This is a genomic window from Pseudomaricurvus sp. ABR4_320 (assembly GCF_056159445.1).
Map to the genome: position 1 here is coordinate 55806 of NZ_JBSWVF010000002.1, position 13890 is coordinate 69695.

8 protein-coding genes are annotated in these 13890 nt (G+C 52.0%); 2 read left to right on the plus strand and 6 right to left on the minus strand.

Annotation, left to right across the window (positions count from 1 at the left end; genetic code table 11):
- The first annotated feature begins 8 nt into the window (after positions 1 to 8).
- Positions 9 to 788 carry an ABC transporter ATP-binding protein gene (locus ACXAFR_RS03565; RefSeq protein WP_475172019.1) on the plus strand — a complete coding sequence of 260 codons (780 nt, stop codon included), beginning with the start codon at positions 9 to 11 and terminating at the stop codon, positions 786 to 788.
- Here the strand turns inward: ACXAFR_RS03565 and ACXAFR_RS03570 are convergent.
- The 6 genes from ACXAFR_RS03570 to ACXAFR_RS03595 form a co-directional block, all read right to left on the minus strand.
- Complete coding sequence (locus ACXAFR_RS03570; RefSeq protein ID WP_475172021.1) at positions 775 to 2493, minus strand: SEC-C metal-binding domain-containing protein; 1719 nt, start codon at positions 2491 to 2493, stop codon at positions 775 to 777. The genes ACXAFR_RS03565 and ACXAFR_RS03570 overlap by 14 nt on opposite strands.
- 244 nt (positions 2494 to 2737) lie before the next feature.
- Positions 2738 to 3970: a TolC family protein gene (locus tag ACXAFR_RS03575; protein ID WP_475172023.1), complete on the minus strand. Its 1233-nt coding sequence runs from the start codon at positions 3968 to 3970 to the stop codon at positions 2738 to 2740.
- A gap of 187 nt (positions 3971 to 4157) precedes the next feature.
- The gene (locus ACXAFR_RS03580) at positions 4158 to 5372 is read right to left on the minus strand and encodes a beta-barrel domain-containing protein (protein WP_475172028.1); all 1215 of its coding nucleotides are present in this window, start codon (positions 5370 to 5372) and stop codon (positions 4158 to 4160) included.
- Positions 5362 to 7512 carry an ATP-binding cassette domain-containing protein gene (locus ACXAFR_RS03585; protein ID WP_475172033.1) on the minus strand — a complete coding sequence of 717 codons (2151 nt, stop codon included), beginning with the start codon at positions 7510 to 7512 and terminating at the stop codon, positions 5362 to 5364. Before ACXAFR_RS03585 ends, ACXAFR_RS03580 begins: the two co-directional genes overlap by 11 nt.
- A gap of 81 nt (positions 7513 to 7593) precedes the next feature.
- Positions 7594 to 10233, minus strand: a complete 2640-nt coding sequence (locus ACXAFR_RS03590) for a sulfotransferase (protein ID WP_475172036.1) — start codon at positions 10231 to 10233, stop codon at positions 7594 to 7596.
- Position 10234: 1 nt separating this feature from the next.
- The gene (locus ACXAFR_RS03595; RefSeq protein ID WP_475172040.1) at positions 10235 to 13474 is read right to left on the minus strand and encodes a beta strand repeat-containing protein; all 3240 of its coding nucleotides are present in this window, start codon (positions 13472 to 13474) and stop codon (positions 10235 to 10237) included.
- Between ACXAFR_RS03595 and ACXAFR_RS03600 the strand changes: the two genes are divergently transcribed.
- The gene (locus ACXAFR_RS03600; RefSeq protein ID WP_475172043.1) at positions 13466 to 13777 is read left to right on the plus strand and encodes a hypothetical protein; all 312 of its coding nucleotides are present in this window, start codon (positions 13466 to 13468) and stop codon (positions 13775 to 13777) included. The genes ACXAFR_RS03595 and ACXAFR_RS03600 overlap by 9 nt on opposite strands.
- The last annotated feature ends 113 nt before the right edge of the window (positions 13778 to 13890 follow it).

Genomic DNA, 13890 nt, shown 5'->3' on the forward strand with positions numbered 1-13890 from the left:
AGTTTCTGATGAGTCAGCCATCTCTATTACAGGCCCGCCACTTGTGGAAAAGCTACGGTGATAAAACCGTGCTGGAGGATATTTCTCTGTCCGTGGAGGAAGGGGAATTCGTCACTCTCGTTGGCGCATCCGGCTGCGGTAAAAGCACGTTTTTAAAGCTGCTGCTTGGCATGGAAAAACCGAGTAAAGGTCAGCTGTTGTTAGACGGTAGCCCCATCGCCTCGGAGCCGGGGCCGGATCGGGGAATCGTCTTTCAGCAGTATTCTGTCTTTCCTCATCTGACGGTTGAAGAAAATGTGGCCGTGGTGCGCGCATTTCAGCGAAAAGGTTTCAGTGGTCATCTTTGGGGTAAGGCGCGGGTTCAAGCCCGTGACGAAGCCCGGGAATTACTGAGTCAGGTTGGGCTTGCTCATGCGCTGCAACAGTATCCTCATCAGCTATCGGGTGGGATGAAACAGCGTCTGGCCATTGCTCAGGCGTTAATGGCAAAGCCCCGGATTCTATTGCTGGATGAGCCCTTTGGGGCGCTTGATCCGGGTATCCGTGCAGACATGCATGAATTGGTGTTAACGCTCTGGCAGAGTTATCGGTTGACGGTGTTTATGGTGACACACGACTTGCGCGAAGGTTTTTATCTTGGCACCCGTTTGTGGGTTTTTGATAAAACCCGCAAAGACACACAGGCACCTGATGCCTTTGGCGCAAAAATTACCTACGATCTGCCGGTCAATGGCCAGCGCCGACTGGAGCGTCAGGAAAATATCCAGCAGTTGATCAGCGGCGTTTGATTTTCAGGCTCTGGCAGGATTGCTCCAACCATTGCAGAGCCCCGTTTTTTTTCCACACAGGAAGGGCCTTTTCACGATATAGCCAGGCTTCCTCCTTGCTGCCTAATCTGATGCCCTGTCCCGAAAATTTCGGTTTTTTGGGGTCTTTTGCCAGCAGCATTTTAATGACGACTTCATAGTCTTCCTTAATTTCGGTCAGCTTCACTAGCGCATTGCCCTTCTTATTCATCTGATACAGAGCCAAAATGGTGTTTAAAGGCAGGGTACAGAGGGCATCGTCAGGGTATTGATCGTACAGGTTTAGTACTTTCTCTGGCTGGTCGGTGAACAGATAGGCCGTAGACAGATTTTCACGGATTCCGTGATTATCATTGGGATTCAGTTTTTGTAGCTTCTCAGCTAAAATGATAAAGGCCTGCATGTCCTCCGGTGTTCTGTAATAATCAAGCAGTGCTCTATGGGCCAGCAATCTCAAGGCAGGACGATTTTCAACAATTATCCAGGCAAGAGATGTCTCCCCGGGCAGGCGGTTTGAGAGGTTGCAGTCGAGGAGCGCTACACCTCTGTCTAACAGTGGCACGAGCAATGTATCGTTTAGCTCCTCAAGCATAAGGGCATCCACCGCCAGCACAAGGTCGTCTAGAACGTCAAAGCTCTGCCACAATTCGGGGTGTTTCGAGAGCAGCGGCAGCCATTGATCAACGGTTTCCCAGAGACGTCCGTCCCCAGTTTGAGTTTCGGTAAGTGTGGGTTTGGGAGCATCGACCCGTTTTTGCCAAGCCCGCTCCGCTTTTTTGAGTTTCACCGAAGGTTGTAGTTGAGCCATATCGTCAAATATATCCAACGTATAGCAGGGTTCGGGCACTGATGCAGAGGAGAAGAGTTCAATCAGTTCGGCGACTCCGATGGGGGGTGTTTCAGGCTGAGAAGTCTCCAGTAGCGACGCGACCGGATCCACGGTGCAGTCCTGTAGAAGCTCGATTAAGTCCGGGTCGATATCTCTGTCTCTGCGGAATCGGGTCAGCCAGAATGTGGCCCTCGCCTTTGCCTGTTCAGATTCACCTCTAAAGCAGAGAAGAGTGAGTTCTAAAAGAGCGACTGACAATGAGTTTGGCGTAGCTTTCTGTGCTGCGAGCATACTCTGCCATGCGGAGTCAAAATCGCCGTTGTCGGCCTGAATCGTTGCCAGCCGCTGGTAGGCTTCGGAACGCAAAAGCCGGGAATCAGACTCACAGGCACGCCGCAGAAGTTTTTTGCGTTTAACGGTATTTCCCTGATATGAATAGACATCCATCATCAGGTCAAACAGTGGTGCCTGTCGTTCTGTCAGGGTGACGTTGGCTTTGAACCATGGCTCCAGCAAGGCCGCAGTACGACGAACATTGTCTTCTTGTAACCACTGCATCGCCGTATCTGCAATATCTATCGTATCGACCTTGGTAGTAGGCAATTGGGCAAGGTCTTTCAGGGTATGCCCATCCAGAACATGCCGTAACATGTTGTAGCCTGTTACGGGCGGTGCGTCGATCATCAGGCAGCAATGCTTATATTTCCGGCCGGAGCCGCAGATACAGGTTCCGTTGCGGCCGGGCATGGGAAAGGCTTTCAGGGTGTAACTGTGGTCGGGTAAGGGCATGGTGCTGTAGATCTGTGTGCCGAAGAGTCTAAAAAACTGTCCGGGACTACCGGCCTCAGGCTGGATCATTGATGCCATCTCTGTTGCTAGCGCCGGGCCGGCCTGTTCAATCCACTCCAGAAATTCATGCGGATCATCAGATCGGAATAGTCTGTTGGCACAGGCGCCAAACAGTATAAAAAGTTCACGTTCCTGATTGTTCTCAAAGTGCACCGTAAAAGCCTTCCCTTATTTCAGGTGAATCCTGTGTCTTGGTTCCGTCGGATTCTATTTTCGTGAAAACTCATCGGGATATCTACGGCCAGGGATAACTTTATTCAGTGAGGCCCGCTTCTTCGTCAAGGGCGCCGATTACGGCGGCGATTCGCAAGGTTAAGATATTCCACTCGCTGCGAGACGCCTCCAGTTGCAACTGTTGTTCGGTCACTTCGCGATAGGTATTGAGGACCTCCAACCACGTTTTGCGGCCTTTTTCATAGAGCCGTTGGTAGGAATCCCGAGTGTTGGTAATGGCTTTAACTGCCAGTTCGTTGGATTCCATCAATTGCTGTTGAATACCCCGGTCGTTGATCAGTTTTTGCAGGCGACTTTCGACTTCAACAGTTGAGGCGTCCAACTGGTAGCGAGCAGCGCTCAGTTGCGCGGTGGCATTTTTGATGGCAGAACGATTGCCGAAACCCATACCATCAAAGCGGCTGCTGATCACAAAGCCGGTACGGGTGTCGTCTTCGTTGATCAGGCTTTCATCGAGAAAGTCGTGTTCGAGCCGAAAAGAAATGTCCGGCAACAGAGAACGCTTTTCCCCTTTCACATCCAATTCTGATACATGCACCATTTCCCGCTGTTCTCGAATGGTCGCATTCTGTTGCATGGCGATTTCCATCAGTCGAGCGTCATCGGGTAGGGCTAATTGTGCATTCGCGATATCGGCAAGGACGGGAACCGGCGAGTGAGTCAATGCATAGAGATCGGTTTCGGCAGTGGCAAGTTCATTGCGGATTGCCATCAGCTGGGAATTTGCCTGGTGCCAGCGGGAAAACGCGAGCTCCACATCCACGTCCGAGGCCAGTTGGCCCTGTTGGCGGCGCTGTACCTGTTCATAGAGAGATTTGTGAATGTCCGCATTTTGCTGGGCAACGGCTAATCGCTTCTTCGCCCCGAGTACGGTAGCGTAGGCGACGGCAGTCTCTTCAATCAACTGCCTCTGAACGTCGAGAAGTGCCCACTGTTCCGCCTGATACCGTTGTTTTTCTCGATCGATGGCTGTCGAAATCTTGCCGAAGGTGTAAATGGGTTGATCAAGACCAACAGTACCCTGGCTACGGTTGTCATTGAGGTTGTTGGCATCGACGTAGAGTGAGGGAAGGCGTTGAGCTTTCGCTCCGCTGATATTGTGATACTGGGCATCGACCTCGGCACGCTTACCTTTAACCGATGGGTTGTTCGCCATGGTTGCTTGCAGAGCGGTGGTGAGGGATTCGCTATGGCTCAATGCAGTAGCTATTAACAGCGGTGACAATAAGAGTGAATCGCGAAGTAGTTTCATAGGGTTATCATCCGGAATTACAGGCGGAGTCGATCACCTTGTGCAGGTTTGCAGGTCAGACCGTGTGCAGCAGGGATGCTGCACCGAGCCGACAGGGATGTCTTTACGGCGAGTCTGACCTGTGACCTGGACAAGGGCTGTCTGTAAGGACTCCATATTTATTCGTAGTCATTATGGTGCGAGTGAATTATCGTTCTCCCAGGGACTCCGAGAGGGTTTTTCTCAGTGGCTTCAACAGATATTCCATCACCGTGCGTTGGCCGGTCCGAATATCCACCTGTGCGGTCATCCCCGGCATGATCTCCAGCTCTCGCCCTGACGTGGTCGTGACGGGGTTTTTACCGAGCTTGATATGGGCCCGGTAGTAAATTTCTTCACCCTGAGCCGTCTCTTCTTTTAGTGTGTCGGCACTGACGTAAATAACCTCGCCATCGGTGCTGCCAAAGATAGTATAGTCGTAGGGATCGAGCCTAACGGTCGCCGGTAGTCCTTTGGCGACCAGGGCGATATCTACAGGGCTGACTTTAGCTTCGAGTATCAGTTCGTCGTCGGTGGGAATGATCTGCATCAGTTCATCGCCCGCGTGGAGAACGCCGCCCACAGTAGTGACGCGAATGTTTTTGACTATGCCGGGCAGTTTGGCAACAAAGACGCTGTCTTCCAGTTGTTGGCGGCGCTGAGTTAACACCTGAATGTTTTGCGCGATTTCGTCTTCCGCCCGTGTTAGTTCAATACGGGATTCTTCCAGAAATTCATTGCGGAAACTGATCAATTTGGCCTGGGCATCGTTAAGTGCCTGAGCGGCACGCAAGACTTCGGATTGATTGGTATCACCGTTACGTGCAAGATTTTCCACCATGGTATTTTCTTGTTTGGCGAGATTGACTGCCGTTTCCAAAGCTTCCTGGCTTTCTTGCAATCCTCGACGACGCTGGATGAACAAGGCTTGTTCGACCTTGACGATTTCCTCATAGGACAATAGGTCTTCTGGCAGAGACAGCTCGCTGGCATCTGTTACTTCTGCACGTAATCTGGCGGCTTTTATTTGCAAGGACGCCAGTCGTGCCTCGATTTCTGCGACCGAAGCGCCAAAGCGGGTTTGATTGAGTCGCGCCAAAACCTGACCGGGTTCAACCCGATCACCTTCGCGCACGAGCAGTTCAGAAAGAACGCCGCCATCGACCGATTGAATGACCTGTACGCGACTGCTGGAAATAACTTCGCCACGGGCTCTGGCCACTTGATCGACCGTGAAAAAACTCGCCCAGACGACTGTAACAATTAACCCGCAGCCAATGATCGCGATCAGAGTGCTATGACTGCGTTCGTAGGCGTTTTCGAGACGTTTGAATCCCGGCTCGCGGATGCGATCGGCGTCGGCAAAAAAATGATCAAACCACATGGGGTGAAGCGCCTCCTACGGTGTTGGCGGCGGGGGTGAGCAATCGTTTCAGAACGTCATCAGTAGGGCCATCGTCGCGAATACTGGCCTGCTCCATCACGATAACCCGATTCGCCAGTTGTCGCGCTAGCACGGGTTTGTGGGTGGCGATCACCAGAATGTCGTTTGCGCCCACATGCTTCTGAATTGTGGTCAATACCTGCCTTTCGGTATTGGGGTCGAGAGACGCCGTGGGTTCATCCAGCAGCCAGATACGAGGCTGATTCAAAAGTATGCGGGCTACGCCGACCAATTGCTTTTGACCACCTGACAGTCCGCTGCCACCTTCGTTGATTGGCAATGCCATGCCCAGGTGGCTGGATGCTGCGATGCGATCAATACCTAACTCTCGGGAAATTCGCGACAGTTCCGAATCACCGGCGTTGCCGGTTAAACAGAGGTTGGAATAGAGGGTGCCTTTGAAAAGGTCAACGCTCTGCGGCAGATAGCTGACCTGCTCTGCAAGCCAGTTTGGGTCCAGTTCCCAAAGATCGGTATCACCGATGCGCACCCGCCCTGAACTGGGCCGGTAGAGTCCCGCCATGACTTTGAGCAGAGTCGATTTGCCAGAACCGACGGGGCCGAGCAAGACCACGCGATCGCCCGCGTTAAAGTGCAGTCGCGCAACATTGAGTTGCTGAATCATCGTGCCAGGATAGGCAAATGTCAGTTCATCAACTGTTAGGGATGGATGTTCCAATTTGGGAGCTAACAGGACTTGGTCGGGGCGTCGAGCGGCTGGCATTTGTAGTAGGTCATCGACCATTTGCAGGGATTGCACAACGTTTTGCCATTGCACCAAATATTGCACCGCCTGTGTCGCCGGGGCAATGACTCGCCCCCCGAGAATACTGCAGGCAATCAGAGCACCCATGGTGAGAAAGCCCAGCTCAATTTGTTTAACTCCAACCACCAGAGCGCTGACATAAGCGATGGTCGCCAGGCTGGTGGCGGTAATGGTGGCGCGGTTGCTGATAGCTTTTTGCAGCAAGTTGTAGCGAGAGATGGATTGCGAAATCGCTCGCCATTTTTCGGAAAAACGCCAGCCGGCATCGTCGCTTTGAATCGACTCAGTACCTTGGAGTGTTTCTACCAACAGGCCCTGACGCTCGTTGATGCGTTGCAACTGTTCTGTCAGCAGACGGCGCAACCTCAACCTAGTCAGCCAGCCAAGCGCCGCCGCCAGCGGAAACAAAATCACATACACCCAAGCGATATGGCCGCCGATAATGCCGATAAAGGCAATGAACATTACGGCAAACGGGAAATCGATCAGGCTGAAGACGATGGCCGATGTGAAAAACTGACGCACCGCGTCTAAGCCGCCCACTTGGGCGGCCAAGGTGCCGAGGCTGCGAGGGCGGGTATCCAGTTGCAACGACAGTATGTGGTCAAACACTTTTTGTGACACGGCTTGATCAACCGCGCTCGCAAGACTGTCGAGGATTCGCGAGCGCAGGGTTTTCAGCAGCCAGTCGAGCGCGACCACGAGCCCCATGATCGCGACCAGTGTCCACAGAGTAGCGTAGGCGAGTGTGGGCACTACTCGGTCATACACCTGCATCGCGAATAGGGATGTGGCGAGTGCCAGCAGGTTGATGATGACTGTCGCGATCAGCACATCTCTCAACCAGCCGCGAGAGCGGAAAACCTCTTTCAAAACCAGACTGGCGGCGCTGGCTTTCTTCCCCTCGGCGGCGTCGGAACGTTGATTACTATGACGTTGGTTGCGGATGCAGAGGACCGGGCAATCAGCAAGGGCATCCTGAGTCAGGTTGGGGACCTCTTTACCATCGACCAGCAGTTGGTCATCAGCGTTCTTTTCGATCAGTTGCCAATCATCCCCCAGATAAATTAACGCGGGCAAACGGCGTTGATCCAGACGACGCCATCTGACTTGTGCAGATTGCACACCGGTAATATCCAGCGCGCGAATGACCCGGGTGAGTTGGTCTATTGGAGCAGTGGTGGTGGTTGATGTGCCGCCGTACAATCCATCGAACGCCTGGTTGACCGCCGTATGACTGATATCGATGGCGTGGGCGCGAAATAACTGATGGAGGGCATCACCGCTAACGGGTCGCAGTTTTGTTGTGGTCATATCTCGTTGGCTAATGCCTTTATGTCTGGAGTGGTCGCGGGGGCGGATTATGCCCTCTGCCAGTAGGCCGGTAAAATCCGGCTAATGGTTGGATTTTAGCTGTTGGTGCGCGTCGCTCAGGCTTTTTTGCCAGTCTTCTTTCCAGGGACAGATAGCGATCGCGGTCTCAACCCATTGAATTCCTTCCTGGAGATGTCCTTTTCGCAGGTAAATCAACCCGATCAGATAGGTTGCCGCCCCGTGTTGCGGAATATGATGCAACAGTTTTTTGAGCCTATGTTCAGCGCGATCAAGATGCCCGTCATTGAAGGCGGTCACGGCCGCGGCCAGCCAACCGGGTTGTGGCAAGGTGACTATGTCGGTGATGGGATCCGGGCGAATCGGTGCATTGGTGCCTTTAATCAGTGGCTGAAGGTGGGACTCGTACTTCTGCCAGCGCGCCAAAGCATGGCGATATAGCGGCTGTCTTACCTGCAGAACGCTGGCCGTTCGCACCGGTCGCTGCAATTGATGTTGCGTCATGACCTGTGGCTCCCAGTCAACACCAAGATAGTCGAGCAGCTTGCGGGTTTCATTCTCCTGATTCGCAATCAGGGATTCGTAGTGAACCTCGTGTATTTGTCCGGGAAATACCTGCTGCCAGTGGCGCATCATTTGATGGTGATCGGCCAGTTGTTCGCCAATATCGGTGAGATCATAGGCGTAACCCAGACCGGCGTGGCGAGCCTGGAAGTCCGTAAAATAATTGGAAATCGCAATGTCGCGAGGATCGCGGCGCACCGAAATAATTTTGGCCTGGGGAAACAGAAATTTGATCAATCCAATCTGCTCAAAATTGTGCGGTAACTTATCGATGATGTGTTTTGCGGAGGGTGAGAAGGCCTGCAATTCCGACAAAATTCCTGTGGCCAGACCGTTGACCACCTCGGGGGAGAGGTCATCGATGCAGTCAGGATACTGTCGTCCAGAGCCAGTGTGTCTTTCCCAGCGATTCAGACCCTGTATTATTCTGGGAATGATACCGAGTTCCCCTGCGCCAAAGAGGTTGCTATGACTGCTTAATATCTGTTCTACGAGTGTGGTGCCTGAGCGGGGCATCCCCACCACAAAGACGGGCAGTGTTGACGGGTGACCCGTGTCAGGTCTGTGCTCGAACAGGTCGCGATTAAAGGCGTAGCGTATGCGAGCGCATTGATTACGGTGTTGTCTGGGATCGTAATTCTGCAAACGTTTGCGAGCTTCGTTTCCCTCTTTCGCTAGCTGAAACGCTTTGCCAAAGTCGCCGAGCCTTTCGAAGGCTGACGCGAGCTTTAATAACGCACCACCTTGCACTTGGCCTTCGGTTGACGTATTCCTGGCGAGAGTTTCGATCTTTTTTAAGGTCTCGGAATCTTCTGGTAACACATTCAGATCGAGCAGGGCGATTGCGGACTGCTCTGGGTTGATCTCTCTGATTTTCTCGAAAGTGGCTTTTGCTTGGTCCAATTCTCCCAACTGGGTTTGCAGCTGTCCCAGTGTCTTCAGTGCTGAGAGGCTGACAGGGAAGTTTCGTAAGCTATTCTCGAGGCGCTGGCGAGCGGACTCTGTCTCTCCGTCCTGAATTTCGACGCGTGCAAGCATGACGTCGCATTGCTGAGTGAGCACCTCGAAGTCATTTAGACTGACCAAGTGCCTCGGCAAAATCTGTAAGTGTTTGGTCGCTTGTTGGGCGGATTCTCGAGCGAGATCTGTCGCTTGAAACAGGCAGTACTCCGCCAGTTGTAAGGCTAAACGAATATGGGTGGTTACATCGGATGGCGTCGATATCGCGCTTCCTGAGACAGAATGATCATTCTCCAGCGTGACCAAGCGAATGGCCGTTTGCAGGTGGTGGATGGCTGGGAGCAGTTGTCCCTGCAGGTACGCCAATTCTGCCAGTTTTCGATGAAAGGACCAGACGTTGGGATATTCCGCCACGAAAGCGTTGAGATAATCTTGCGCTTGAGCATGCCGGTCAGCTCGGGCAAGAAGGTCCGCATAGTCTATGGAAAGAGAGATCGCAGAATTAAGTTGTTCCGGTGACGGCTGTGTGCGTTCTCGTTCCAGCCAGCTTTCTGCCTGTCCAATATGTTGGCTGCCCACCCAGATGGCCAACTGTTGACGATCGCATTCCTGACGTAGGCGAGCATCTGCAGCGGCATTCTGATTGCTCGGAGATTCAAACCGCTTCAGGACTGCTCTCGCCTTGCCGAGCGTTTGCTGTGCTGAGCCCCAATCGCCTTGTTCACCCTGGCACTGGATCAGTTTCAGGTAGGCGGGAAGGTTGGAGGCGATGGAGCCCTCTGCAGACGCTATCGCTCGAGAAAAATAGTCGATGCTAGACGCCGTCTTTCCCAAGCCTTGACTGGCGATTCCCGCGCGGAAAAGTGCCACGCTGTTATCTGGGTGTTGATCCAGTATCGGCGTTAATAATGCTAGGGCAGAGTCATAATGCCGCAGTGCATTGTGTACCGCCGCCACATCAAGGCGACTGTCTTGATCCAGGCTGCTGGCGTCATCCAATAGTGAATGGATGGATGTCGGAGGCAAGGGGTTGGAAGTAACGTGGATTTGTGCCAGCGTTTTCAGAATTAAAAATGCTGGCTCGTTGGCAAGAGCCCACTCTTCATTGGCCAGCTCCAGAAGTTCATGGAACTGGCCATCAGCAGCTAACTGACGATAATGAGTGAGCTGCGACTGCATGTCATGAGAGAACTTGAGTCGACGCAATGGAGGCGGGCAACTCTTCCAAGACTGCGCCACCGACATTCATTGTGCCAGACCAGCTTCCGCTCCAAAGGTCTGCCGAGTCAGAGCCATTGTTGCTCTGAGTAAACAGACTGCCATCATTACTTAGAGAAACCTGGGCGCTGGTGCTGACCCAGTTTACGCTGACGTCGGAAGCCGATTGCTGAGCAGAAGCGGAAACACTGTTGCTGACCAAGGTGATGGTATCGTCGGCGCCCAAGGCACCAGCGTTTTCCCAAGATGACACCATGCTGGCACCAGCGTCGCTGGTGTCTGCGATGATATAGATGTCGTAGCTGGTGTCGGCATCAAAAGAGCGACCGGAATGGTCGGAAGATTCGCCGGTGGTGGTATCGAAAACGACGATGCTATCGTCTTGGCCTGTGGATGCTGTTGCTTTGCCAAAGATTAGTGAGCTTAATGCAGCCAGACTTTCAGTTACTTCTGAGCCTGAGGCTATGGTAGTGAAGTCTAGTGTAGTTGGGTCACTAATCCCTGCATAAGCATTGCCGGCAGTATCAGTGATCGCTGTTCCTGCAATTTGAATGCTGTAGTTGCTGCTGTTATTCTCTAGATCGGCGGTTGGATTAATCGTCAGCGTTGATCCTGAAACGATTAGCTGCCCAGCATCATTCTCAGCATCAAGGGTGATTGAATTTGTGCCATCGGAAATAACGATACTGCCGGTACCTAACTCAATCGCTTCACTAAAGGTCAGCGTAAAGTCGCTGGTTAGGGCGACATCTGTGGCTCCATCGACTGGATTGCTACTTATCAGAGTCGGCGGTGTCGTATCTTCTGCTACATCATTTATCGCTAGGTTCACAACTTGGCTAGATGCATTATTAGACGTATCTGTAGCAATGACTGTAAACGTGTAGCTGTTTTGTGTTTCAAAGTCCGGATCATTGGTTAATGTAACTACTCCGGTGTCGCTATCAATTGCAAACGCTAAATAATCACCAGATTCTTCCAGACTATAGGTTACCGCGCTAGCATCGGTAGCGATGGCTGTGTAGATGTCTTGATCTGCACCACTGTTTTCATCAATAGAGGTAGCGTTCGGGCCGGAGGTAATGGTCGGTGGTGTCGTATCTTCTACTACATCATTTATCGCCAGGCTTACAGTCTGGCTAGTGGCATTACCAGACGCATCTGTAGCAATGACTGTAAACGTGTAGCTGTTTTGGGTTTCAAAGTCCGGATCGTCGGTTAACGTGACTGCACCAGTGTTGCCATTGATAGTAAACGCTTGATAATCATCAGATGCTTCCAGGCTGTAAGTCACCGTGCTGTTATCGGTGGCTGCAGCGTTGTAGATTACCTGACCTTCACCACTGTTTTCATCGATAGAGGTAGCATTCGTGCCTGAGGTAAAGGTCGGCGAATTCGCGTCGATTGCATCCGCAGTTTGTATAATCGCAGTAGAATAGGCATTGCTGGTATTGTTAGCAGAATCTCTTAAACGAACGCTAACAGGAATGTCCGCTGCCGCTGCGACATCGGTACCACCTTCCGTCACGGTAAATTCCGCCGTATAGGTCGTTGCATCTACTCGATTTAAACCGGAAAGAGCAAAACCTGCGATCGTACTGCCAGCTACCAGACTGTATTCGTCTCCACCATCATTTTCGACAGTAATCGTCGCGTTTACTGTATCGCCAACAGCCATTGCCGCATTGGGAATGGCGACATTGGTGATCATGGGATCAATGGCATCACCAACAGTATTAAAATTTAATGTGGTGGCGTTGTTAATTCCCGCATAGTTATTGCCAGCCGCGTCAGTAATTGCAGTCGCTGCGATCTGAATGTTGTAGCTGCTGCTGTTGTTGGCAAGATCGGTCGTCGGGTTAATCGTTAGTGTCGATCCAGAGACAGATAATTGCCCGTCGGAATTCGCTGCATCAATCGTGATGGTTTGGGTGCCATCAGAAATCACAATATTCCCGGTACCAAGCTGAATGGCTTCGCTGAAAGTCAGTGTAAAATTGCTGGTCAGTCCAACCTCGGAGGCACCATCGATAGGGTTGCTTGACACCAACGTTGGCGCAGTTACGTCCGCTTCGGCAACCGTTGTAAAATCAATGGATGCAGCTGTTCCTGTTCCAGCATAATAATTTCCAGAGGTATCTGTGATGGCTGTGTCTGACACCTGAATGCTGTAGCGACTGCCATTGTTGGCGAGATTTGCGGTGGGATTAATCGTCAGTGTTGCACCATCGACAGTCAGCTGACCGTCTGGCGATGCAGTATCGATGGTAATCGTTTGAGTACCATCGGAAATGGTGATGGTGCCGTCGGCCAGCTGAATTTCTTCACTGAAGGTCAGCGTAATTGAGCTGTCTAACGCAATCTCGCTCGCATTGTCCGCAGGGGATGATGTGGTCAGCGTGGGTGCTGTTGTGTCAGTGATTTCACTGGTGGTAAAGCTTATTGTCGTCGCTGGACTGTTGCCGGAGGCATCGGTGATCACACCGCTGGCGATGTTGACGGTGTAATTGACGTTGTTTTCCAGATTTTCTGCTGGGTTGATTGTCAATGTGCTGCCAGAAATTGAAACCTGATTCGAGTCATTAACATCAATACTGATGTCGCCATTTGAGCCACCAGATATGACAATATTTCCCGTTCCGGCTTGAATAATCTCGTTGTAGATCAACTGAATATTGCTGTTTACAGAGACTTCGCTTGCGTCAGTGGATGGTGATGAAGACGCGAGAGTTGGTGCTTCAGAGTCTACGGGCACTGTCGGCGTATCATCACCGCCGCCTCCACCACCGCCGCCGCCTCCGCCACCGAGGGCGAGACCGAGCACAGCTGCGCCGCCAAGGCCCCACCACAAGGCGTTGGAGCCGCCTTCTTCCTGTTCTGCTTGCCAGGCCGGATCGTCAGGATTGTTTGGGTCTGGTTCCGGTGTGGGGTTGTAGCTTTCGGTAAACGGTGCGACGTCAAACGCGGCGGTTTGGCCGGGGGCGTAGAAGTTGTCGACTTCACTGATCGATTGGCCATCCAATTCGATGACGAGGGAGTCTTCGACGCGCTTTAGATTGAGTTCGTCATTGGAATAGGTTCCGGATTCGTCCACCAGAACATAGGTGGCACCAGTATCAACGGGGATGACTTTGTAGCTGTCGAGTAAAAGCTCCCGGACTTTTTGATCGGGAGTAAAAATACGGAGAATGATTTGAGCCATGTAGAATCTCGTCCATGCCTCGACAGCGTTGGGCAGCGGACGGGGCTGTTCTTGGCGCTTATCGAAGTCCTTGTTGTTCGTTCAGGCGCGTATTCTGTCAAAGTTTTGACGCAAAGTCAGGCTGTGCCTGTCGGCCCGACGCTATCTGTTAAGGGGTTGACACAGGTTCCCTGGTCGCAAGTCAATTTTTGTTGGAAGGGGAAATTGGTGATGCATCCCGAGTGGTGCGGCTTTGGCGTGAAAAACCGTTTAAAAATCGGGGGTTTGGCGTCTATTTATTTGCTGAGAAAGGCGGATATTTGATGGCGCGAAAAAAATTGTAAAGCATACTTTCGTACTATGATAAGACCGGTTTTTCGCCATTTATTGAAGTGAAATCAATCTGTTAGCTCAGGTAAAAAATTGAGAAATGGTCT

Bases quoted from the DNA above. Each gene is read 5' to 3' on its own strand.
- ACXAFR_RS03570 (WP_475172021.1), bottom strand. From the start codon at position 2,493: ATGATCCAGCCTGAGGCCGGTAGTCCCGGACAGTTTTTTAGACTCTTC.
- ACXAFR_RS03585 (WP_475172033.1), bottom strand. From the start codon at position 7,512: ATGACCACAACAAAACTGCGACCCGTTAGCGGTGATGCCCTCCATCAG.
- ACXAFR_RS03565 (WP_475172019.1), top strand. From the start codon at position 9: ATGAGTCAGCCATCTCTATTACAGGCCCGCCACTTGTGGAAAAGCTAC.
- ACXAFR_RS03590 (WP_475172036.1), bottom strand. From the start codon at position 10,233: ATGCAGTCGCAGCTCACTCATTATCGTCAGTTAGCTGCTGATGGCCAG.
- ACXAFR_RS03580 (WP_475172028.1), bottom strand. From the start codon at position 5,372: ATGTGGTTTGATCATTTTTTTGCCGACGCCGATCGCATCCGCGAGCCG.
- ACXAFR_RS03595 (WP_475172040.1), bottom strand. From the start codon at position 13,474: ATGGCTCAAATCATTCTCCGTATTTTTACTCCCGATCAAAAAGTCCGG.
- ACXAFR_RS03575 (WP_475172023.1), bottom strand. From the start codon at position 3,970: ATGAAACTACTTCGCGATTCACTCTTATTGTCACCGCTGTTAATAGCT.